Source organism: Candidatus Poriferisodalis sp. (assembly GCF_965219595.1).
Lineage (GTDB): Bacteria > Actinomycetota > Acidimicrobiia > Acidimicrobiales > Poriferisodalaceae > Poriferisodalis.
In genome coordinates this window covers 282,701-305,204 of record NZ_OZ244781.1, presented here as the reverse complement: position 1 = coordinate 305,204, position 22,504 = coordinate 282,701, and the positions used below count along the sequence as shown (strand labels likewise).

The window sequence follows — 22,504 nt, the reverse complement described above, 5'->3', positions numbered from 1 at the left end:
CACATGCGTGGAATCGGCGGATTCGCTTGATGTGGTTGGCATCGGGAATGCAATGGTGGATGTGCTGCTGCGGGCCGATGACGCCGTCGTCGACGGTCTGGGCATCGTCAAGGGAGCGATGACGCTGGTGGACACCCAGCGAGCGACTGAGCTTGCCGCCATGGTGGAACTGCTCGGCGGCGCCGACGAGATGACACCCGGCGGATCGGTGGCCAACACCATGCTGGGCATCGCTGCGCTCGGCGCCCGCGCCGGTTACATGGGGCGAGTCTGCGCAGACGGGCTCGGCGATCTGTTTGTGGCCGACATGTCGGCACATGGGGTCACTCAGGCAACTGCAAGAGCGCCGCGTGACGATCCCACGGGACGCTGCACCGTCGTCATCACCCCTGACGGCGAGCGGACCATGAGCACCTACCTGGGTGCGTCTGCCGGCTTCGCCCCCGCAGATGTCGACTGGGACATGGTGGGCCGGGCCCGCACCGTGCTGCTCGAGGGCTACCTCTGGGATCCGACCGCTGCCCGGGCAGCACTGCGCGAGGTAGCGGAGCACTGTGCCGCGCCCGGCAACGACTGCCAGGTGGCACTCAGCCTCTCGGACTCATTCTGCGTGGACCGCCACCGGCGCGAGTTCATCGACATGGTCGATCGGTGCACGAACATCCTGTTTGCGAACGCCGCCGAGCTCAAGGCCTTGTACCAGACCGATGATCTCGATGAGGCGTTGGCGGCGGTGCAGGGCCAGGTGGACATCGCATCGGTGACGCTCTCGGCCGCGGGCGCTGTTCTCGTGACGCCTGATGAGATGGTGCAGGTCGCCGTCGAGCCAGTCGACGAAGTGGTCGACCGGACCGGCGCCGGTGACCTGTATGCCGCCGGGGTGCTCTACGGACTTGCCCGCGGCTATGACCTTGAACTGTGCGGCCGGCTGGGCTCCGTGGCTGCCGCAGAGGTCATCTCTCACGTGGGCACCCGGCCGCTCGTGCCGCTCGACGAGCTGGCCGCCGAACTGCTCTAGGCGCGCTTGAACCACACGCTGACCTCCGCAGCTATGGCGTCCAGCACTGCCTGCAGGCGGTGGCGGTCTGCGGGAAGGTCATCAGGGTTCGGACTGACGGCTTCGAGGTAGATCTTCGCCTTGGGCTCGGTGCCGCTCGGGCGGATGCAGATGCGCACCTGCGCCTCGAGATCTCGGTGCGAATCGCCCGCAGTGGCCGGAGCCAGCTCCAGTTCCACGAGATCGGCCGGGTGGGGCGCACTTGGATCGAGCCAGTCCGTGACCTTCGTGACCGAGAGCTCGGCGATCGTGCGGGGCGGATCGGCCCGCAACGCCGCCATGGCAGCAGCGATGTCCTCAGTGTCGGCGCGTACTGATGCTGCGCCGGTGACGTGCAGTCCGATTTCGGCGGTCAGTTCGTCGAGACGTTCAAGCGGGCTGATCCCACGAGCAGCCAAGGAGCCGGCCAGGCGCGCAAACTCCACTGCCGCCGAGATGCCGTCCTTGTCCAGCACGGCGTCGGTGACCGAGTAGCCGAGCGCCTCCTCGTAGCCGAACAGCCAATGCGCTGCGGGGTGTTGGAGGCGAGGCTCCATGATCCACTTGAAGCCAGTCAAGGTGCGGTGGTGGGCCACACCGCGGGCAGTGCACAGGGCCTCGACCATCCGTCCCGACACCACCGACGATGCCGAGATCGACTGCCGCGCCGGCCGCTGCTCACCCGCCAGACGGATCAGCCAGTCGCACAGCAGCACGCCCAGCTCGTCGCCGCTCAGTCGGCACCATGTGCTGTCCCGATCGCGAACTGCTACCGCCAGCCGGTCCGCGTCGGGGTCATTCGCGAGCACGAGATCGACATCGCGATCCTCGGCGAGAGCCATTGCATCGTCGAGGGTGCCTGGCTCCTCCGGATTCGGGAATGGCAGCCCAGGAAACGCGCCATCGGGTTGCCGCTGGTGCTCCACGTAGATCGGGGGAGGCAGACCGGCGGTGGCAAACGCATGGGCCAGGGTCTGCGAACCGACACCGCACAACGCCGTGTACACAATCGGCGGCACATCGTTCGGATCGACCGGCTGGCCATCCGCGTCAAAGACCGGACGGCGGACGGCTGCGCCCACGTACTCAGCGATCACTGATCGCACATCGAGGCTCTCGACCTCGTGTCGGGCTGCCAGATCAGCGTCGGAAGGGAGTGACGACAGGTCCATGCGCGCTTCGATGCGCTGGTCGAGCGGCGGCCGGATCTGTGTTCCGTCGGCCCAGTACACCTTCAGGCCGTTGTCATCGCGGGGGTTGTGGCTCGCTGTCACCATCAATCCGGCCCCCGCTGAGCGAGCGAGCAGTTGGCGGGCCAGCAACGGTGTCGGCGCAGGGCCGTCGATGATCGCGACAGGGATGCCCATGGCGGCGAGCAGCCGGGCGGCGTCGAAGGCCATGTCCGCCGAGCCTGGCCGTGCGTCGAACCCCACTACGGCGCCACGACTGCCGAAACCGGCTGCGATCAGCTCGGCGCCGACGGCTCGTGCGGCGATGCGGACCATGACGCGGTTCATCCGCTCTGGTCCCGGCCCCACGGGGGCACGCATGCCAGCGGTTCCGAAGCGAAGCACGCCGCCGAAGTGCGCCTGCACCCACTCGGAGCGATGGCGCTCGGCTTCGATTGCTTGGCGCGTTGGCGGATCGGGGTCGATCTCCAGCCAGGAATCGAGCAGCTCTGCGGGAGTCGTCACGGTCTCGCCTGCTGGCACAGCATCTGGCTCAGCATGTCGCCTTCCGCCCTGGTTGCCATGCTCCATGTGAAACGGGCTCCTGGGCCGCCCGGGCCCCACGGCTCAGCCCGTGGCAATGCGCGCGCAAGTATGTTCGGCCCGGCATGTTGTTCCCGACGTTCGTCTTCGGAGCATTCTTCGTTGTCGTCTTCGTTGTCAACTGGCTCACGCGGCCGCATCCGGCCGTGTGGAGGCCGCTCATGCTGGCGGCCAGCATCGTGTTCTACGGCTGGTGGAGCTGGCGGTTCGTCTTCCTGCTGCTCGCCACCATCGTCATCAACTGGGTCGTCGGGCACTTCGCGGTTATGGGCTCCGACCAGAGGAGGCGCTGGTGGGTGGGGCTCGGCGTCGCTGCCAATCTCACCATCCTCGGCATCTTCAAGTACTGGGACTTCTTCGCCGTCGAGATGTCCAACCTGCTGGAGCGCTTCGGCATCTCGAACGCCTTGCCAGTGCTGGAGTACACGCTGCCGGTCGGCATCTCCTTCTACACGTTCCAGGCGATGAGCTACATCATCGACATCGGCCGCGGGAATGTCCGCGAGATGGCGCCGCTGGACTTCGCGGTGTACCTGTCGTTCTTCCCCCAGCTCGTGGCCGGGCCCATCGTGCGGGCATCGGAGATGGCGCCGCAGCTCGCTGCCCGGCCCGACCCCCGGCACGTGCCGGCTGCCGAGGCATTCGGGCTGATCTTGAACGGCCTGTTCAAGAAAGTTGTCATTTCCAGCTTCCTGGCGAGCGAGATCGTGGATGGCGTGTTCGCCGATCCGGGGGCGCACAGCGGACCCGAAGTCGTGCTGGCGGTGTACGCCTACGCGGTCCAGATCTATGCAGACTTCTCGGGCTACACCGACATCGCCATCGGCGTGGCGCTCCTGCTCGGGTTCCGCTTCCCGCAGAACTTCGACAATCCCTACCGGGCGCTCACGTTGCAGGACTTCTGGCGTCGTTGGCACATGACCCTGTCGCGCTGGCTGCGCGACTACTTGTACGTGCCGCTGGGCGGCAACAGGAAGGGCCGGGCCAACACCTACCGCAACCTCATGATCGTCATGCTGCTGGGCGGGCTGTGGCACGGCAGCACTTGGAACTTCGTCATCTGGGGCGGGATCCACGGTGTCGTCCTGGCGGTGGAGCGGCTGGTGCGCGAGCAGCGGGAGCGCAGCGGTGCGCCGCCGATCCTGCCGGGGAGCTGGGGCGAGGTCGTGCGATGGCTCGTCACCTTCCATGTGGTGTGCCTGGCATGGGTGTTCTTCCGTTCCGAATCGCTGTCCGCCGCGGTCGAGATGCTGGGCGCATTGGCCAACTTCGACAACTACGCCGGCACCGCAACGCCGCTGGTGATCGCGGTGACGTTCGGCGCTCTCGCCTTCCAGTTCATGCCCGCCGACTGGTTCGAGGTGCTGCGAGATGGCTTTGCCGGTCTCGGCTGGGTGGGCCAAGGCGCCGTGGTGGGTGTCTCGCTGGTGGCCATTGACGTGCTCGGTCCCACGGGCGTCGCCCCGTTCATCTACTTCCAGTTCTGAGCAATGCAGATCTCGCACGCTCCGCCCAGCCCTCCGACCGCTCCGTCCGGAGCCCAGCCGCGCCTGCATGCCAGCGACCGCCGCATCGGCATGCCTGCCGGCAAGGTGTTGCTGGCAGGCGCGCTCGGACTGGCCCTGGCGATCGTGCTCAACTCGCAGCAGCTGCTGCGCGAGGCCCAGCAGAAGCCGTTCGGCTGGGAGCGCGATGTCTCGGTGGCGGTGTGGGAACCGGTCGAGGGCGCGGCCAGTGCTGCCGGAGTGCACCTGCCGCGCCTGTGGGCCGACGAGGCGTTCAGTCGCGACGTGGCCGATCCCGGCGCGACGGCCGATCCGCTCAGTGCCGTCGCAGCCGGCGAGGCGGTGGATGAAGCCGGCGGCGCCGCGGCTCCCGATCCGGCGCGTGCTGGGGTCGTAGTTGCCGATCCGGCGACGCCAGCGATCGCTGGTGCCGGGAGCTCCGATGACGGCGCGGCGACGGGAGCGCCCGCCACCACCATGCCGTGGTTCCCTACGCCGGCCGATCCGCTGCGGCTGCACGTCATGGGCGATTCCATGGTGCAGTTCTTCGGCCACGTCATGGTGGGCCTGGCCAACGACACGGGCGTCATCGAGGCCTCCACGGAGCATCAGCTCTCCAGCGGCTTGAGCCGACCCGACTTCTACGACTGGCCGACACGCATCGTGGCGGTCCTAGCCGCTGAGGACCCCGACGCCGTCGTGTTGATGTTCGGCGGCAACGACGCGCAGGCAATCGTCGTGGATGGCCAGATCGCGCGCCGCTTCTCGGATGCCTGGGTGCAGGAATACTCGGCGCGCGTCGGCCACGTCATGGACCTGGTGACAACTGACCCCGACCGGGTGTTGATCTGGGTTGGCCAGCCGATCATGGAGGATCCCGAGTACGACGCCCGCATGCAGCGGCTCAACGAGGTCTTCGAGGCCGAAGCCGCCAAGCGCGAGCGGGTGCACTATGTGGATACCAGGGACCTGTTCCGGGGGCCCAATGGCGGCTTCAGCCGCTACGTGGCCGACGCCGATGGGCAGCTCGCCGATGTGCGTCTCACCGACGGCGTCCACCTCAGCACCGTCGGCGGACGCTGGCTGTCGCAGGTGCTCTTGGACGAACTCGGACTCTTCGTCGACCTGTCGTCTGGAGCCCGGTCATGACGCGCCGCCCGTTGCGGCGACATCACCGCGCGCAACCGCGGAGGAGTGCACTAGCGGCACAGTGGCTTGAATTCGAATCCGCGGTCTGAGAGCCGTTCGAGTGCCATGTCGAGTCCTCGCACCGTCGCCGAACGAGGGCCGCCACCGTCGTGCAGCAAGATGATGGCACCGGGATAGGACCGGGCAACGAGGCCGTTGGCAATCGCCTGGGCCGGGCGCTGTTCCCAATCGCGCGGGGAGTAGCTCCAGCCGACCAGTCTCAGGCCTAACTCGTTGGACCATTCTTCGGTAAATCTGCCGATGGCGTAGTAGGGCGGCCTGAGGCACGGGGTGGCGAGCGGCCCCAGGATCTCCTGGGTGCGCCCGACGGAGCGGTCGAAGGCCGCCTTCGAGACACGTGCGAGCGACTCGTGTTGCCAGGAGTGGTTGGCGAGGGTGTGGCCCTCGTGTGCGATGCGCTGGATGAGCAGTGGATATCGCTCTGCGAGGTAGCCGACGACGAAGAAGGTCGCTCGAGCCCCGTGGCGTGCCAGCACGTCGAGCACCTGCGGTGTGTACGTCGGGTGCGGCCCGTCGTCGAAGGTCAGGTAAACAACCGGACCGTCGTCTGGCAGCGCCGGCGGGGAGATGTGGGTGCTCGACCAGAAGCTGGTGGGGCCACGGGTAGCGATGCGCTCGCCGAGCGCCGGCGGGAATACATCAACGGAAAGCCGGTAGTCCGCCGGCTCGGGGAGCGACGACGCGACCGTGACAGTCCACGCGCCGCTCGCTGGTATGCGGGTTGCGAATCTCTGGGTCCGCTCGGCGATGGGCACGAGCGCTGCGCCGTCGCCGAGACGGGCCTCCAGCCAGACTCCGGCCGGGGCGGTGAGCGTCGCCACCATGACGTCTTGCTCAGCGGCGTGAACGACATACCCGTGCCGCTCGCGCAGCTCGATCCGATCCGACATGACGGCACCTATGCCATCGAGCTCGAACACCACCGGCGTCGCCGGCCTGGTGATCTGTAGCGCCGGCACATTGTCGATTGGCTCGACGCGGGTGGCAGTGGCGATCCACGCTGCCGGCGGTGCTGCTGGGCCCGCGCTGTCGGGGCTGATGGACAGCGTGGTGCGTCGTGTGATCGCCGTCAGCGGCTCGCCGGGCGAGCGATCGAAGAAGGACACCTCGACCGCGTCATCCCGGATGTCGATGGTGTCGATGATGATGTGACGGCCCAATTCCACGGGCGGCTGCACATCAAATGCCTCGCCGGTATCGAAGACGGGCACCAGCAGGTTTCCTTCCGGCAAGTCAGCGAATCGGGCCTCGATGTACACCGCGAAGTCCTCGACGCCATCGCCATTCAAATCACCCCGGGCCACCTCGCGGTGGAGCACGAATGCGGAATCCGGGAACGATGTGCGCAGCGCAGCCTCGAGACCCGCAGGCAGCGGCTCGGGTTCGACAGCATCGGCTTCAGCGGCATCCGGCTCGCGATCCTGCTGAACGATGGGTTGGTCGTCGGTGCCTGCGTCGGACGCTGAGGCATCATCCGGCGGCTCAGGATCGCCGGACGGCTCGTTGGACGTCGGTTCGCTTGAGGCCGGTTCATCCGCAGTGCCGGGTGCGGGCGGGGGCAAGGTTGACGAGGGGGCCGCCGCCGTCGCGTCGCTCGAGATCTCAGATCGCTCGGCAACGCCGGACTCAGTTGCGACCGGCGCAGCGTCGGGGCCCTGTTGAACCTGGCATGCGCCGCTCAGCACGGCAGTCAGGATCAGCAGACTGACCAACCTTGGGGTGCCGCGCCTGCGCACCCCATGATGATGGCCGGTCTAGAGAGGCGCGCAGCGGCAGCCGCACCTAGTCACATTGGCCGCACCCGCGGCCGACGCCAGCCGCCTAGCCGCGGCCGCAGTTGGGGCGCTTGCCGTGATTGGCTTTGCTGCGCCGCGCCCGGAGCTTTCGCTTGTTGGTGCGCTTCGACATAGGCGTCTCAGGCTACCGACGCCGTTCGGCTTCGCCTCTGGGACTCAGCCGACGGCACCGACTTCGTGGAGTTTCTCAATGTCGTCGGCGTCGAAGCCCCAGTCGGCCAGTACCTCATCGGTGTTCTCACCCGGCGACGCCGGCGGTCGGGCGACGGCGCCCGGGGTACGGCTGAAGCGAGGCGCCGGTGCCGGCTGCATCACGCCCTCGACCTCCACAAAGCTGCCGCGGGCCGCATTGTGCGGGTGGTGCGGCGCCTCTGACAGATCCAGTACCGGCGCGTAGCAGACATCGGAGCCGGCCATGATCTCGTCCCACTCGTCGCGGGTCTTGGTCTTGATGACCTCCGCCAAGCGAGCCCGCTTGCCGGCCCACGCATCACGGTCGTTGCGGTCCACCGTCGGAGCGTCGGCCAGACCGGTCTTCTCGAGCAATTCGTCGTGGAACTTGCCCTCGATCGAACCGACCGAGACGAACTTGCCGTCAGAGGTCTCGTACACGCCGTAGTAGTAGGCGCCGCCGTCGAGGAAGTTGGACTCCCGCTCGTCGGCCCAGCCGCCCGAGCCGTAGATGCCGTAGATCGCGGCCATCAGAGAAGCGGCACCCTCGGTCATGGCGGCATCCACGACTTGGCCCTGCCCGGAGTCACGCGCCTCGAGCAGTGCGGCGCACACGCCGAAGGCCAGGTACATGCCGCCGCCTCCGAAGTCGCCCACCAGGTTGAGCGGCGGGCTCGGCGCCTCAGCAGGTCCGATGGCATGCAGCGCTCCGGTCAGGGCGATGTAGTTGATGTCGTGCCCGGCGGCGTGTGACATGGGCCCTTCCTGGCCCCACCCGGTCATGCGCCCGTAGACCAGCTTCGGGTTGCGAGCGAAGCACTCGTCTGGTCCGAGACCCAGTCGCTCGGTGACGCCGGGGCGGAAGCCTTCGATGAGCGCGTCGGCCTGCTCAACCAGCTTGAGGATGGTCTCGACACCGTCTGGCGACTTGAGGTCGACCGCCACCGAACGCCGGCCCCGGTTGAGCACGTTGAACCTGCGCCCCCGGTCGATGCCGAGGTCTTCAGGTGTCATGCGGTCGATGCGGATCACGTCCGCGCCCAGATCAGCGAGCAGCATGGCGCAGAACGGTCCAGGGCCGATACCGGCCAGCTCGATCACCTTGAGTCCCTGCAGCGGTCCCATGGGTTCCTCCCCGTCAATGGATGTCTCGGGCGCGTACCCGACCCGGCGAAGTCTTGCACGCAGCGCTTCGTACCGCCCGGGAGGGCTGTGAGCACCCAGCGTTGCACTCATTAGCCTCGCCCGGCGATGGAGCGCTTTGGGTTCGTGGGCCTGCCCAACGCTGGGAAGTCGTCGCTGTTCAATTCGCTCGCCGGCGGCGGGGCACTGGCGGCGCCGTACGCCTTTGCCACCACCGATCCGAATGTCGGAGTGGCCCGGGTGCCCGACCCCCGGCTCGATGCGCTCGCCGAGATGAGCGGCAGCAAGAAAGTGGTGCCGACCACCACAGAGTTCATCGATATCGGCGGACTCGTCGAGGGGGCCAGCAAGGGCGAGGGTCTTGGCAACCGCTTCCTGGCGGGGATCCGCGAGGTGGACGCCATCGTCTTCGTCCTGCGTGCCTTCTCTGATGCCGATGTGCCGGGTCCCGCCGACCCGCTCGAACACCTTCGCATCGTCGAGACCGAGCTCACGCTGGCGGATCTGGAGTCGGTGGAATCCCGCATCGACCGCCGCCGCAAGGCCTCCCGCAGCCAGCCGTCCGACACTGCGCTGGCCAAGGAGGTCGCAGCGCTCGAGGCCGCGCTCGAGCATCTGGCGGCCGGCACGCCGCTGTACCGGGCATGGCCGCTCGGCGCAGTGTTCGATGGGCCCGACGAATACCTGCACCGAACGGCGCTGCGGAGCCACTTCCTGCTGACCGACAAGCCGGTCATGGCAGTGCTGAATCTCGGCGAGGACCAGCTCGATGCAGCGACGGAACTGGCAGCGCCCATTGAGGCCGAGCTGCCGGGCGCGACGGTGCTGCCGCTGTGCGTGCAGCTCGAAGCGGAAGCTGCGCAGCTTGCCGGCGCTGAGCGAACCGAGCTGCTCGAAGGACTCGGTCTGGGGGAGGGCGCGCTGGAGCGGTTCGTCGCGGCAGCGCACGCTCTGCTGGGCCTGTGCACGTTCCTCACCACAGGCGAGAAGGAGTCTCGGGCTTGGACCTTCCGGGCCGGCTGGCGAGCGCCGCAATGCGCCGGGCGGATCCACACCGATTTTGAGCGCGGCTTCATCCGGGCCGAGGTGATCGACTGGGCTGAGCTGCTGGATTTAGGCTCGTGGTCTGCCGCGCGGGATGCGGGCCGCCTGCGAGTCGAGGGGAAGGACTATCCGATGCGCGATGGCGACGTCGTGGAGTTCCGCTTCAACGTGTAGCCATGCCCTGGCTGGCGTGCGGGGATCGAGTGGTGGCAAGCCTTGAGGTTGCTCGCACCCGTTCCGAGCGCCGGCGTGGCCTGCTCGGGCGCGACGACTTGACCGGAGCGCTGCTGATCGAGCGGTGCCGGTGTGTGCACACCATCGGGATGAGCTTCGACATCGACGTGCTGTTCCTGGATCGGCAGTGGCGGGTGGTGGACCTGGTGCAGATGCCGCCGGGCCGGATCGGGCGGCCGAGACTGAGCGCTCGATCGGTCATCGAGACCCAAGCGGGCGCATGCGAACGCTGGGGCCTGACCGTGGGAGACACGCTCGACGTCCGGCTGGAAGCATGAGCGACAGCGAACCCCGGCTGTGGCTGGTGGCCACACCCATCGGCAACCTTGCTGACATCGCCCCGCGGGCGGTCGAGGTGCTGTCGGCGGTGTCTTTCGTGGCCTGCGAGGACACTCGCCGTACCGGCCTGCTGCTGCAACGGCTGGGTGTCAGCGGGCGGCAACTGGTGGCCATGCACGAGCACAACGAGGCCGCCGTGGCCGCCGAGATCGTGGGGCGCCTGACAGCTGGGGAGACCGCCGCGTACATCACGGACGCGGGCATGCCCGCCATCTCCGATCCCGGGCAGCGACTGGTCGCCGCGGCAGCAGCAGCAGGCATCGAGGTCAGCGCCGTTCCGGGGCCGTCGGCACCGGTGACGGCATTGGCCATCTCGGGCCTGCCGACCGATCGCTGGGTCATGGAAGGGTTCCTGCCCCGCAAGGGAAAGGCCCGCCGTCAACGACTCGATGGAATCGCCTCCGAGCAGCGAACCGTCGTACTGCTGGAATCGCCCAAGCGCCTCGGCACCACGCTCGACGACCTGGCCGAGGCCTGCGGCGCCGACCGTCCAGCGGTCGTCGTCCGCGAACTCACCAAGCTTCACGAAGAAGTGGCGCGCGGCACGGTCGCCGAGCTGGCGGCACGATTCACGGAACCGCCACGAGGCGAGATCGTCGTAGTGCTCGGCCCAGCGATCTGGCAATCCCCGTCCGACGAGCAGATAAGCGCCGAGCTGACCGCTGAGCTGAAAGCCGGTTCCAGCGCCCGCGACGCCGCAGCAGTCGTCGCAGAACGTCTCGGCGTGGCCCGCAACCGCGCCTACCGCTTGTCCACAGAGTTAGCTCGCTCCCTCGAACCCCCGATGCCATAGCGGCGAGCGGGCGGCGAAATCCTGCGAGCGGCATTGGTGCTCGTCAGTACCCTGAACCGGTGACCTCTTACTACGTCACGACGCCGATCTACTACGTCAACGACGCCCCCCACATCGGGCACGCGTACACGACAATCACCGCTGACGCGATCGCTCGCTGGAATCGGCTGTGCGGTTGCGACGTCATGTTCCTGACCGGCACCGATGAGCACGGCCTCAAGGTGCAGCGGGCTGCCGAGCAGAACGGCTGCACTCCCATCGAGTGGGCCGATCGCACCGTGGTGCGCTTCCAGGAAGCGTGGCAGCAACTCGACATCGCCAACGACGACTTCATCCGCACCAGCGAGCCCCGCCACCACCACTCGGTCCAGCAACTGCTGCAGGCTTGCTACGACAACGGCGATATCACGCTGCAGACCTACGAGGGTCTGTACTGCGTGAGCTGCGAGGCCTACTTCACCGAGGACGATCTCGACGACGGCATGTGCCCCATCCACCGCCGGCCGGTCGAGCACGTCTCGGAGGAGAACTACTTCTTCTCGCTCAGCCGCTATGAGCAGCCCCTGCTTGACTGGTACGAAGCACATCCCGATTTCGTCGTTCCGGCGACCAAGCGCAACGAGGCATTGGGGTTCATCCGCAGCGGGCTGCAGGACTTCTCGATCAGCCGCACGTCGCTGGACTGGGGCATCCCGATTCCGTGGGACCCGAGCCATGTCACTTATGTCTGGTTCGACGCGCTCACCAACTACATCACCGCTGCCGGGTACGGCAGCGACGAGGCCCTGTTTGCGCATCGCTGGCCGGGTGTGCACCTGATCGGCAAGGACATTCTCCGCTTCCATTGCGTGTACTGGCCGGCGATGCTGATGAGCGCTGGTGTGCTGCCGCCACGCCGGGTCCATGTGCATGGCTTCCTGCTCGTCGGTGGCGAGAAGATGGCGAAGTCAGCGCTCAACCAGATCGCCCCAGGCGACCTGGTGGACGACTTCGGCAGCGACGGCGTGCGGCACCACTTCTTGCACGATCAGCCCTTCGGCCCCGACGGCGACTTCTCCTATGAGGGGATGGTTGCCCGCTACAACGCCGACCTGGCCAACAACCTGGGCAACCTCATGAGCCGGGTCGCCACCGTGGTCAGCCGCAAGTGCGAAGGCATCGGGCCGGCACCCCGTGCCGACAGCCCGCTGGCTGAGGCGGTGGCTGAGTGCGTTGCCGAGACCGCTGACGCCTGGGAGCGCTTGGCGCCGTCGGAAGCCCTCGACGCCACCTGGCGCATCATCCGTGAGACCAACGCGATGCTCGAGGCAGCCGAGCCGTGGAAGTCCGATCCGGGCCCGGAGGTGGATGCCGTGCTCGGCGATGCGCTGGAAGCACTGCGCATCGTGGCGGTGCTCGCATCGGTAGCCACGCCGAGGGGCTGCGACGAGGTGTGGCGGCGCATCGGCATGGAGGGCTCGGTCGCCGATCAGCGCCTGCCGGAAGCTGCGACCTGGGGTGGTTATCCAGGCGGCTTGCCGGTGTCGACCGGCGAGCCGCTGTACCCGCGCTTGCGATGATCCCAGCACCATGAACCCCGTTCCATGAGCCCAGGTCGATGAACACAGTGTCCGAAGCCGACGTCTGGATCGACAGTCACTGCCACCTGTGGGACAACGGCGCAGAGCTCGTCGCCGAGGCACGCCGGGACGGCGTGGCCTGGGTGGTCGACATCGGCACCGACGTCGAGCGCAGCATTGCGGCATTGGAGCGGGCCCGGACCCTGCCGGGTGTCGCCGCCACGATCGGGCTGCACCCTCACGACGCAGACGAAGGCCCGGCTGCCCTCGACGTGCTCGAACGGCTCATCGCCGACGCGAGCGCCGCTGGCGCAGCCGGCAGCGACGATGGCAGTACCCGGCTCGTCGCCGTCGGCGAATGCGGGCTCGACTACTACTACGAGCACTCCGACCGGGACGCCCAGCGCGAGGCCTTCGCTGCCCAGATCGCCATGGCCCACCGCTATGAGCTGGCCTTGGTCATTCACAGCCGGGAGGCCTGGGAGGACACCTTCGACGTGCTCGATGCCGAGGGAGTGCCTCCCGGCACGGTGTTCCACTGCTTCACGGGCGGGCCCGACGAGGCTCGTGCAGCGCTCGAACGAGGTGCATCGGTGTCGTTCAGCGGGATTGTGTCATTCCGCAACGCGGCCGAGATCCGCGACGCCGCAGCGCTCGTTCCCGCCGACCGCTACCTGGTCGAGACTGACGCGCCGTACCTGGCGCCGGTGCCCAAGCGGGGGAAGCAGAACCGGCCGAGTTGGGTGCGATTCGTGGGCGAAGCCGTCGCGGCCGCCCGTGGCGTATCCACCGCCCAGGTCGCTGCCGAGACCACGGCCAATGCTCGGCGGATCTTCGAACTGGATGAGCCCGCTGCCCTATGACGGACCGAATGCTGACCTTGCCTGCCGTCAAGGAACTCTTGGAGCAGGTCGGAGCGGCGCCGCGGCGAAGCCTCGGGCAGAACTTCGTGGTCGATCCCAACACCGTGCGCCGGATCGCACGCCTTGCAGGTGTCGGCCCGGACGACCGCGTCGTAGAGATCGGCGCCGGCCTGGGCTCGCTGACGCTGGCATTGGCCGAGACGGGTGCCGCGGTGGTGGCAGTGGAGACCGACGGCCGCCTCGTACCGCTCCTGCGTGAGGTAGTAAGCGCGTTCACCACGGACGGTGAGTCAGGTCCTGCCGAGCCGGGTGGGTCGAGGCCGGGTCCCGTCGAGATCGTGCATGCCGACGCGCGACGCATGGACTGGAGCGCGCTGCTGCCGGGCAGCGGGTGGCACGTCGTTGCCAACCTGCCGTACAACATCGCGACCTCGCTGGTGCTGACCGTGCTCGATGAGGTGCCGGCCGTCACCCGGCTGCTGGTGATGTGCCAGCGGGAGGCCGCGGAGCGATTGGCGGCAGCGCCTGGCAACGGTGTTTACGGCGCAGTCTCCGTTCGGGTCGCGGTCCACGCTGACGCCGAGTTGGCCGGAGCGGTGCCGGCCACGGTTTTCTACCCCCGGCCTGAAGTGGAATCCGCGCTGGTGCGCATCACCCGCCGCGCCCCGTCCATGGAGCCCGATCTGCGCGCAGAGGTCAATCGGCTCGTGACCACAGCATTCGCGCACCGTCGTCAGATGCTGCGGCGCACCTTGCGCGGTGTCCTCGACGACGCGGACGGGACACTTGCGAGAGCAGGCATCGAGGGGACCGACCGCCCCGAGCGTCTCGGGCTCGCCGAATGGGTGCGTCTCGCCGAGGCCTCGCTGGGGACGCCGGTGCAAGGCTGAGCTGGCTGTGGAGGCGCATACCCAGGCGGTCCGGCTGCTCGCCCCGGCGAAACTGACGCAGCGGCTGCGGATCACCGGCATCCGGGATGACGGCTATCACTTCATCGATGCTGAGATGGTGACGCTCGATCTGTGTGACGAGGTCATCGTGCATCCCAGTTCGCAGCAGTCGGTCGAGATCGTTCCGGATCTCGCGGCGAATGGCACCGCCAGCGCAACGACCGACTGGGACATCCCTGCTGACAGGTCGAACCTGGTGATCCGGGCGCTCGAGCTTGCTGGCAGGACCGCCCACGTCGAGGTTCGCAAGCGCATCCCGCCCGGTGCGGGCCTCGGCGGGGGATCGGCCGACGCAGCCGCCGTGCTCCGTTGGGCCAATCGGATGACTGCCGTCGAGACAGCCGACGCAGCAGCCACGGGCTCGATGTCTCGTCCACAGACGCGCGCCGTCGTCACACCGCAGCAGGCGGCGACCCTCGGTGCCGACGTGGCGTTCTGCCTTGTCGGCGGGCGTGCTCGCGTCGCTGGAATCGGCGACATCATCGAGCCGCTCCCATTCCGGGACCAGTCGTTCCTGTTGTGGATGCCGCCGGTCCAGGTCGACACGGCGGCGGTGTACGGCGCATGGGACGAGCTCGGCGGCCCGTCCGGTCCGAACGCCAATGACCTTGAACCGGCCGCGCTCGCCGCCTATCCCGAGCTTTCGGCCTGGCGCGACGACCTCGAGGCAGTCACCGGGCGTACGCCACAGCTGGCCGGAAGCGGCGGCACCTGGTTCGTCCCCGCACCATTCGGCGCAGGCGCGCAGAAGCCGGCTGGCGATGGTGCCCGCACAGCAGAAGCACGCGCCATCGGGCGGCTCCACTAGTTGGTGGTTGCCCAGATGGACGCAGGTCAGCGGTTGCGACGCTGGTAGCGCGTCCGCCGCAGCATCTTGCGGTGCTTCTTCTTGCGCATCCGCTTGCGGCGCTTCTTGACCAGCGATCCCATGGAGAGCCGAACGCTAGCGCCTCCGAGGGGCACTGCCACGAGCCGAATTCGTGACGATGGCGCCGAAGCGGGTCGCTACCCTCGATCCACAGGCAGCCCGCCTGCTGAGACCGGCGCTATCGGGGATCGTTCAATTGGTAGGACATCGGGTTTTGGTCCCGGCAATGGAGGTTCGAGTCCTCCTCCCCGAACACTTGGTTTCATGCGGCGAACCAGCACGATGCCGCCTGACCCGATGACGTCAGGCCCCATGACGCCGCCGTGCGCGGCCGTCGTGCTCGCAGCGGGCGCCGGTACCCGCATGGGCTCGGACCTGCCGAAGCCGCTCCATCTGATCGGTGGCCGTGCCATGGTGCTGCGAGTGCTTGATGCCTTGGCTGCAGTCGACGCGGCGCCGGTCGTAGTGGTGGTCGGGCACGGCGCAGCTCAGGTCCGCGAGGCCGTCGGGGCCGAAGCGCCCCAAGCCGACCGGCTGATGTTCGCGACACAACCGGCCCAGCTCGGCACCGGCGACGCAGCACGCGTGGGTCTGTCCGCGTTGGATCGGCACTCAGACGCCAGTGATGTCTTGGTGTTGCCAGGCGACACGCCGTTGCTGCGAGCGACGACGCTGCGGCACGTCGTCGCTGAGCGACGCCGCGCCGGTGCCGCCGCCAGCTTGCTGACGGCTCACGTCAGCGATCCCACCGGCTATGGACGCATCGTGCGTGACGCGGCCGGCCTGACGGTCGTCGAGCAACGCGATGCGACGCCATCGGTGGCGCAGATCAACGAGATCAATGCCGGCGTGTACTGCTTCGACGCGGCCAAGCTGCGCCAGGTGCTGCCGCAGCTGCGTCTCGCAAACGCCGCCTCTGAGTACTACCTCCCCGACGCCATCGGCCTGCTCGCCCGCAGCGGCGAATCGATCACCGCGGTGGCTCTCGACGACGCATCTGAAGCGATGGGCGTGAACGACGCCGATCAGCTCGCGGCCTGCGAAGCGGCGCTGGCTGCGCGCACAAGCCGCTGAGCATCCGCTGCACAGCCAATAATGCCTGAATCTCCGGGGTTCCGGCGGTGCGGTCGGGTAGTCTCACAACTGTCGCCGGACTGCTGAACATGCCGCCAAAACCCATTGCCGAGCGTTCTGCCCAATCCCCAGCTAGTGCTGTTGTGAAGGCGTCTGCGCTGAGCGCGGCGCCCAGGGGACTGCTGCGAAAGGAACACGCAATGGAGCTGGTCACCAAGAAGCGCCTGCACTTGTTCAGCGGCAGGGCGAATCCGGAGTTGGCGACCGAGATTGCCGAGCAGCTCGGCGTAGAACTCGGTGACCCTGGGCTCATCGATTTCGCCAACGGCGAGATCAAGTGCAAGTTTGCCGAGTCGATCCGCGGCGGCGATGTGTTCATCATCCAGAGCCATGCCGCCTGCGAGACCATGAGCCCCAACGACGCGATCATGGAGCAGCTCATCATGGTCGACGCCGCCCGGCGCGCTTCGGCCAAGCGCATCACCGCAGTGGCGCCGCTGTATGGGTACGCCCGCCAGGATCGCAAGGCAGCCGGCCGCGAGCCGATCACCGCACGCCTGCTGGCCGACCTGTTCACCGTCGCCGGGGCTGAGCGTCTCGTGTCGATCGACCTGCACAGCGGTCAGATCCAAGGTTTCTTCGACGGCCCGGTGGATCATCTGACGGCCGCGCCGGTGCTCATCGACTACTTGTCCGGCGTCATGGGCCCCGACTCTGTGATCGTGTCGCCAGACACCGGCCGAGTGAAGGTGGCGGAGCGTTACGCGACACGGCTGGGCTGTGACGTCGCGTCGATCTACAAGCGTCGTGCCACCGACAACGCCAACGAGTCAGAGGCGCTCGGCATCATGGGCGAGGTGGCGGGCCGCACCTGCGTGATCATCGACGACATGATCGACACCGCGGGCACCATCTGCTCGGCCACCGAGACGCTGGTCGCCAACGGCGCCGCCGACGTGATGTGTGCGAGCACGCACGGCCTGTTTTCCGAGCCGGCGGTGGACCGCTTGAAGAACTCCTCGCTGAGCCAGGTCATCGTCACCAACACCGTGCCGATCCCCAGCTCAAAGCAGTTCGACAAGCTGGTGGTGCTGAGCGTCGCTGGCGTGTTCGCCGATGCCCTGGAATCGGTGTTCGAGGACGCATCGGTGTCGGAGATATTCGACGGCCAGAACCTGTTCTGAGACTCGTAGGCTGTCTCGTCGCTATCGACTAGGCGCCCAGTGCTCGAAAGGGCCAGCATGGAACAGCTGAAGCTCATCGCCGAGACCCGTCATGCCACCGGCTCGGGTCCATCGCGGCGTCTGCGCGCCGAAGACAAGATCCCGGCAGTGATGTACGGCCACGGCAGCGAGCCTGTGTCGATCACGCTGGACCGGCTGCGGTTTCGGGCTGCGCTGAACGCAGCGGGCCCGAACGCGATCATCACCCTTGAGGTCGAGGGCAAGAACCACCTCACCATCGTCAAGGACATGCAACGCGACACGATCGCCAACCGCGTTACGCATGTCGATTTCCTGCTGATCTCGCTCGACGAGCGCCTAGTGGTGGATGTGCCAATCCGGCTGGTCGGCGAGGCGGCGCAGGCGGGCCGTGAGGGCGCAGTGGTGCAGCAGCAGCTCATGTCGCTGCACGTCGAATCGCCCGCGGGGGTGATCCCCCCGGCCTTCGACGTCGACGTGGAGTCGCTCTCGCTGGATAACCCGATCCGCGTCAGCGATCTCACCCTGCCGGAGGGCATGGAGAGCTTGCTCGATGACGACACGCTGGTAGCGATCGCACAGCGGACGCGCGCTGCCGTCGCCGCCGAGCAGGTCGACGAGGAAGGCGAGCCGGCCGACGCTGACGCCCTCGACGACGCTGACGAAGCCGACGACGAGGACTGAACGCCCCGGTGTCCGTGTTCCGCCGGGCGGCCGCGCGGCGGGGAACAGCCGCAGACTGGCTGGTGGTGGGTCTCGGCAATCCTGGCGAGCGCTATGCCGGAAGCCGTCACAACGTGGGAGCCGAGGCCACCGAACGCTGGGCCTCGAAGCTCCGGTGCGACTTCGCGGTGCAGCGACGCGAGCACGCTCGAGTGGCACAGGCCACGCTGGGCGAGCGTCGCCTCACGCTCGCATGCCCGACCACGTTCATGAACGAGAGCGGCCGCAGCGTAGGCGTGCTGGTGAAGCGCCACGGCATCGTCGAGCCGTCACGCCTTGTCGTCGTCCATGATGAGCTCGACCTCGAGCCCGGCCAGGTGCGTTTCAAGTCGGGCGGCGGGACCGCCGGTCACAACGGCTTGGCGTCGATCGCCAACCAGCTCGGCACTCGGGACTTCGCGCGACTGCGCATCGGCATTGGCAAGCCGCCCCGGCCCGAAGCCGGCAAGAAGTGGGTGCTGCAGCGGCCGAGGGGTCACGAAGAGCCATTGATCGAAACAGCCGTAGACCTCGCGGTAGCAGGGCTTGAGGTGCTGGTGCGCGAGGGCATGGAGGCGGCGATGACCGTCACGAACGCTCGGCGGCGGGGACGGGATCCCCAAGCCCAGTGAGCCCGGCAAGCCCAGTCAGCGACGCACCGTTGCGGGGGCTGACCGAGCGCCTCGGCAACGACCACGGCTTCGTGTCGATGCTGGGCCGGGCGTCCGGCTCGATTGCCGTGGCCGAGGGAGCCCGCCCCTTCGTCGCCGCCGGATTGGCGACGCTGGGATCGCGCACACCGATCCTTGTCGTCACCGCTACCGCCAACGAAGCCGAGCGCTACGCGGAGGATCTCCGCACCTGGCTGGGGGAAGGACAGGTAGCGCTGTTTGCGGCGTGGGAGACGCTGCCGTTCGAGCGCGTGAGCCCGGCAACCGAGACGATGGGTCGCCGGCTGGCGGTGCTGGAGGCGCTGCGAAGCACGTCCACAGCAGGCACCTTGCCTGATCCACAGCCGAGGGCCGAGGTGATCGTGGCGCCCATTCGGGCGTTGTTGCAGCGGCTCAGCCCGAACGCTCTCGGCAACGAGGCAGCATCGCTGCGCGTCGCACGGGGCGACCGGTGCGACTTGGGCGAGCTGGTGTCGCAGCTGGTGGCGTGGGGCTACCGGCGGGAACATCAGGTGGAGCATCGAGGCGAGATTGCGGTGCGCGGCGGGATCGTGGATGTCTTCTGCCCCACGGCCGACGCGCCGGCGCGCATCGATCTGTGGGGCGACGAGGTGGACCGTCTCACACAGTTCTCGGTTGCCGATCAGCGTTCGGTGGCGGAGCTTGCGCAGATGCAGATCTACCCGGCACGAGAGATGCGGCCTGACGCTGTTATGCGAGAGCGCGCCGCAGCCTTGGCCGTCAGCGAGCCGTGGTGCGCCGAGCACATGGAGCGCCTGAGCCGGGGCGAGCTCTTCGACGGGATGGAGTCGTGGCTGCCGTGGCTCGCCCCAGACGAGATCGTGCTGCCGGACCTGCTGGCGCCCGACTCGCTGGTGTTGCTCTGCGAGCCGCGGCGGCTCGCTGATCGTGCCGCCGACATCAAGGCAGAGACCGATGACCTCACGCAGTCGCTGGCAGTGACGTGGGGTCTGCGGAGTCCTGGCCGTGGCCATGAGGGCTGCGATAGTGCCCCTGACGATGCCCCGGCTCCGTTTCCGCCGCTGCATGTTGCATTCGATCGGTTGCTGGCGCACTGCCCCGCAGCGGTGTGGTCGGTCGACTCCACGGCGGCACCCACGGCGGACGGCCTGCCGGGGCCGCACATCGCCACCGAGCTGTGGCTGCCCGCCGCGGGCGATCCGAAGCGCCTCGTGGGGCAGCTCCGCCGGCTCGTGACCGGGGCGCAGCATCACGAGGCCAGCAGTGCACAGCATCACGAGGGCGGAGGTACGGCGCGACCAATTGTCGTCGTGGCGGCCGAGGGCGACAGCTCGGCGGTCCGTCTCGCTGATGCGCTGAGCGCGGAGGAGGTGCCGCTGCGCCTGCACCGTGAACCGGGCAGCTTCGCCCCGACGCCCGGCGGTCACGTTGTGGTGGCGCCCGTCGAAGGCGGCTTCATTGCGCCTGCAGCCGGAGTGGCAGTGCTGCCGGAGGCGGAGTTCACCGGACGCCGCCGTGCCCATCGCGCAGCCCGACGCCGGACCGGCGTGGTGCCGTCGTTCGAGGATCTGAGCGTCGGTGATTTTGTCGTGCATCACCATCACGGCATCGCCCGTTATGCAGGGCTCGTCCGGCGAGCCTTCGGCGACGACGAGCGCGATTACCTCGAGCTGGAGTTCCGGGGAACCGACCGTCTCTACCTGCCCACCGAGCAGATCGATTTCATCCGCCCGTATATCGGCGGGGAGACGCCCCGGCTCAGCCGCATGGGTGGCAGCGATTTCCAGCGCCAGAAGGCCAAGGTGCGTGCCGCGGTGGCCGAGATCGCCCAAGAGCTGGTGGTGCTGTACCAGCGACGGATCACCACATCGGGCAACGCATTCGATCCGCACGGCCTGGGCATGGCAGAGCTGGCCGACAGTTTCATCTACACGCCTACGCCCGATCAGCGCCGCACGATCGACGAGGTGCTGACGGACATGGCAGAGCCTGTGCCCATGGATCGACTGGTGTGCGGCGATGTCGGCTTCGGCAAGACGGAGGTGGCGGTACGGGCCGCGTTCTGCGCGGTGAGCGCCGGGAAACAGGCGGCGGTGCTGGTGCCGACCACTCTGCTGGCCCAACAGCACCACCAGACGTTCGCTGAGCGTTATGCCGATCATCCCGTCCGGGTCGAGGTGCTGAGCCGCTTTCTCACGCCCGCCGAACAGCGCGCAGTGGTCGGCGGGGTCGCGGACGGAACCGTAGATGTGGTGATCGGCACGCACCGGCTGCTGTCGGACGACGTCAAGTTCAAGAACTTGGGTCTGCTGGTGGTCGACGAGGAGCAGCGTTTTGGCGTGAGCCACAAGGAGTCCATCAAGCACCTGCGTGCCGAAGTCGATGTGCTGACGCTGACTGCCACGCCCATTCCGCGCACGCTCGAGATGGCACTCACCGGCATCCGGGACCTGTCGCTGCTGCAAACGCCGCCCGCCGAGCGCCAGCCCATTCTCACCCACGTCGGCACGTACGACGAGCGCGCCGTCAGTGAGGCCATTCGTCGGGAGCTGCTGCGCGAGGGCCAGGTGTTCTTCGTGCACAACCGGGTTGCCGACATCGATGTGGTGGCGGCGGGCTTGGCAGAACTGGTGCCCGAGGCGCGGATCGCTGTGGCGCACGGCCAGATGGACGAGGGCACGCTGGAGCAGATCGTCATCGATTTCTGGGCCGGCGCCTACGACGTGCTGGTCTGTACGACCATCATCGAATCGGGCATCGACATGCCGAGCGTCAACACGCTGGTCGTGGATCGCGCGGATCTGCTGGGGCTCGGGCAGTTGCACCAGATCCGCGGGCGTGTGGGCCGGTCCGGCCAGCGTGCCTACGCATACCTGTTCCACCCTGAGGGCCGTTCGCTGTCCGAAGAGGCCCATGAGCGCCTCCGCACGATCGGCGAGTCCACCGAATTGGGCTCGGGGTACCGGATTGCCATGCGCGACCTTCAGCTGCGCGGCGCGGGCAACCTGCTCAGCGGCGTGCAGTCGGGGCACATCGCGGCTGTCGGTTACGACCTCTACTGCGAGCTCGTCAGCGAGGCGGTCGCCTCCTTGAACGGCGAGACACCTGACCAGCCTGCGGAGATCGTGATCGACCTGCCCCTGGCGGCACACCTGCCCGACGACTACGTGGCTGACGCTACGGGCCGCCTCGAGGCGTATCGCCGTCTCGGGGCCGTGACCGAGCTGGTCGAGGTGGCAGACATCGAAGCCGAATGGATCGACCGTTACGGACCTGTCCCCGACGCAGCGCAGACGCTGCTGCACATCGCGCTGCTGCGCACTGAGTGTCACCGGCTCGGCATGCGAACCGTGGCGTTCGCTCCGGGCCACGACGGCGGCAGGGTGCGCTTCGGGCCGCTCGTGCTCACAGCGAGCGAGGAGTTGCGTATGCGGCGCATCTGTGCTGGCACGCCGTTCAGCGCTGCCCGGTACAAGGCTGACGACCGCGAGGTGCAGCTGTCGGTCCGTGCGCTGAAGCCGGCCACGGTCGGGCACCTGTTCGCCTTCTGCCAGCAGCTGCGGCCCTCGGCTGCATCGGGGTGAAGCACTG

The 22,504-nt window shown here is 67.8% G+C and carries 20 protein-coding genes and 1 tRNA gene; 16 read left to right on the top strand and 5 right to left on the bottom strand.

The genetic code is table 11. The features are described from left to right. Positions 1 to 7 precede the first annotated feature (7 nt). A complete protein-coding gene (locus ACOQPE_RS01325) occupies positions 8 to 1,018 on the top strand; it encodes an adenosine kinase (RefSeq protein WP_420610139.1) in 1,011 nt (336 codons plus the stop codon). On the opposite strand, the gene ACOQPE_RS01320 is transcribed toward ACOQPE_RS01325, so the two are convergent. Then, positions 1,015 to 2,730, bottom strand: a complete 1,716-nt coding sequence (locus tag ACOQPE_RS01320) for a phospho-sugar mutase (protein ID WP_420610138.1) — start codon at positions 2,728 to 2,730, stop codon at positions 1,015 to 1,017. The genes ACOQPE_RS01325 and ACOQPE_RS01320 overlap by 4 nt on opposite strands. Before the next feature lie 143 nt (positions 2,731 to 2,873). Between ACOQPE_RS01320 and ACOQPE_RS01315 the strand changes: the two genes are divergently transcribed. Together ACOQPE_RS01315 and ACOQPE_RS01310 are read left to right on the top strand one after the other, a co-directional pair. Continuing rightward, entirely contained in the window at positions 2,874 to 4,295 is a 1,422-nt protein-coding gene (locus ACOQPE_RS01315) for an MBOAT family O-acyltransferase (RefSeq protein WP_420610137.1), read from the top strand. 3 nt (positions 4,296 to 4,298) lie between these two features. Then, a complete protein-coding gene (locus ACOQPE_RS01310) occupies positions 4,299 to 5,462 on the top strand; it encodes a DUF459 domain-containing protein (protein WP_420610136.1) in 1,164 nt (387 codons plus the stop codon). Between the two features lie 50 nt (positions 5,463 to 5,512). Here ACOQPE_RS01310 and ACOQPE_RS01305 read toward each other — a convergent pair whose 3' ends face one another. From ACOQPE_RS01305 to ACOQPE_RS01295, 3 genes are all read right to left on the bottom strand, one after another. Then, positions 5,513 to 7,207: a polysaccharide deacetylase family protein gene (locus tag ACOQPE_RS01305; protein ID WP_420610135.1), complete on the bottom strand. Its 1,695-nt coding sequence runs from the start codon at positions 7,205 to 7,207 to the stop codon at positions 5,513 to 5,515. A 136-nt stretch (positions 7,208 to 7,343) separates the two neighbouring features. Then, positions 7,344 to 7,430 (bottom strand): 50S ribosomal protein bL37, encoded by an 87-nt coding sequence (locus ACOQPE_RS01300; protein WP_416246623.1) that lies wholly within the window; start codon positions 7,428 to 7,430, stop codon positions 7,344 to 7,346. 44 nt (positions 7,431 to 7,474) lie between these two features. Further along, a complete protein-coding gene (locus ACOQPE_RS01295) occupies positions 7,475 to 8,614 on the bottom strand; it encodes a CaiB/BaiF CoA transferase family protein (RefSeq protein WP_420610134.1) in 1,140 nt (379 codons plus the stop codon). 126 nt (positions 8,615 to 8,740) lie between these two features. Between ACOQPE_RS01295 and ychF the strand changes: the two genes are divergently transcribed. From ychF to ACOQPE_RS01260, 7 genes are read left to right on the top strand one after another with little or no spacing between them, the layout of a single operon-like run. Then, a complete protein-coding gene (gene ychF / locus ACOQPE_RS01290) occupies positions 8,741 to 9,850 on the top strand; it encodes a redox-regulated ATPase YchF (RefSeq protein ID WP_420610133.1) in 1,110 nt (369 codons plus the stop codon). Between the two features lie 32 nt (positions 9,851 to 9,882). Further along, a complete protein-coding gene (locus ACOQPE_RS01285) occupies positions 9,883 to 10,188 on the top strand; it encodes a DUF192 domain-containing protein (protein ID WP_420610132.1) in 306 nt (101 codons plus the stop codon). Beyond that, positions 10,185 to 11,042: a 16S rRNA (cytidine(1402)-2'-O)-methyltransferase gene (gene rsmI, locus ACOQPE_RS01280; protein WP_420610131.1), complete on the top strand. Its 858-nt coding sequence runs from the start codon at positions 10,185 to 10,187 to the stop codon at positions 11,040 to 11,042. The genes ACOQPE_RS01285 and rsmI overlap by 4 nt, the downstream gene beginning before the upstream one ends. Before the next feature lie 59 nt (positions 11,043 to 11,101). Beyond that, positions 11,102 to 12,601: a class I tRNA ligase family protein gene (locus ACOQPE_RS01275; protein WP_420610130.1), complete on the top strand. Its 1,500-nt coding sequence runs from the start codon at positions 11,102 to 11,104 to the stop codon at positions 12,599 to 12,601. A gap of 38 nt (positions 12,602 to 12,639) precedes the next feature. After that, positions 12,640 to 13,464, top strand: a complete 825-nt coding sequence (locus ACOQPE_RS01270) for a TatD family hydrolase (RefSeq protein ID WP_420610129.1) — start codon at positions 12,640 to 12,642, stop codon at positions 13,462 to 13,464. Positions 13,465 to 13,472: 8 nt separating this feature from the next. Beyond that, the gene (gene rsmA / locus ACOQPE_RS01265; RefSeq protein ID WP_420610128.1) at positions 13,473 to 14,354 is read left to right on the top strand and encodes a 16S rRNA (adenine(1518)-N(6)/adenine(1519)-N(6))-dimethyltransferase RsmA; all 882 of its coding nucleotides are present in this window, start codon (positions 13,473 to 13,475) and stop codon (positions 14,352 to 14,354) included. Positions 14,355 to 14,361: 7 nt separating this feature from the next. After that, on the top strand, positions 14,362 to 15,222 hold the full coding sequence (locus ACOQPE_RS01260; protein WP_420610127.1) for a 4-(cytidine 5'-diphospho)-2-C-methyl-D-erythritol kinase: 861 nt from the start codon (positions 14,362 to 14,364) through the stop codon (positions 15,220 to 15,222). Positions 15,223 to 15,248: 26 nt separating this feature from the next. Here the strand turns inward: ACOQPE_RS01260 and ACOQPE_RS01255 are convergent, their stop codons facing one another. Further along, positions 15,249 to 15,344: a 30S ribosomal protein bS22 gene (locus tag ACOQPE_RS01255; protein WP_323671112.1), complete on the bottom strand. Its 96-nt coding sequence runs from the start codon at positions 15,342 to 15,344 to the stop codon at positions 15,249 to 15,251. 119 nt (positions 15,345 to 15,463) lie between these two features. Here ACOQPE_RS01255 and ACOQPE_RS01250 point away from each other — a divergent pair. From ACOQPE_RS01250 to mfd, 6 genes are all read left to right on the top strand, one after another. Next, positions 15,464 to 15,535: transfer RNA gene (locus ACOQPE_RS01250), tRNA-Gln, on the top strand. A gap of 11 nt (positions 15,536 to 15,546) precedes the next feature. Continuing rightward, positions 15,547 to 16,356 carry an NTP transferase domain-containing protein gene (locus tag ACOQPE_RS01245; protein WP_420610126.1) on the top strand — a complete coding sequence of 270 codons (810 nt, stop codon included), beginning with the start codon at positions 15,547 to 15,549 and terminating at the stop codon, positions 16,354 to 16,356. A 200-nt stretch (positions 16,357 to 16,556) separates the two neighbouring features. Beyond that, on the top strand, positions 16,557 to 17,540 hold the full coding sequence (locus ACOQPE_RS01240) for a ribose-phosphate diphosphokinase (protein ID WP_419855637.1): 984 nt from the start codon (positions 16,557 to 16,559) through the stop codon (positions 17,538 to 17,540). A 57-nt stretch (positions 17,541 to 17,597) separates the two neighbouring features. Beyond that, positions 17,598 to 18,242, top strand: coding sequence for a 50S ribosomal protein L25 (locus ACOQPE_RS01235; RefSeq protein ID WP_420610125.1), 645 nt, complete (start codon positions 17,598 to 17,600; stop codon positions 18,240 to 18,242). A 65-nt stretch (positions 18,243 to 18,307) separates the two neighbouring features. Further along, on the top strand, positions 18,308 to 18,892 hold the full coding sequence (pth, locus tag ACOQPE_RS01230) for an aminoacyl-tRNA hydrolase (RefSeq protein WP_420610124.1): 585 nt from the start codon (positions 18,308 to 18,310) through the stop codon (positions 18,890 to 18,892). Next, positions 18,889 to 22,497 carry a transcription-repair coupling factor gene (gene mfd / locus ACOQPE_RS01225; RefSeq protein ID WP_420610123.1) on the top strand — a complete coding sequence of 1,203 codons (3,609 nt, stop codon included), beginning with the start codon at positions 18,889 to 18,891 and terminating at the stop codon, positions 22,495 to 22,497. The genes pth and mfd overlap by 4 nt, the downstream gene beginning before the upstream one ends. Positions 22,498 to 22,504: the final 7 nt, after the last annotated feature.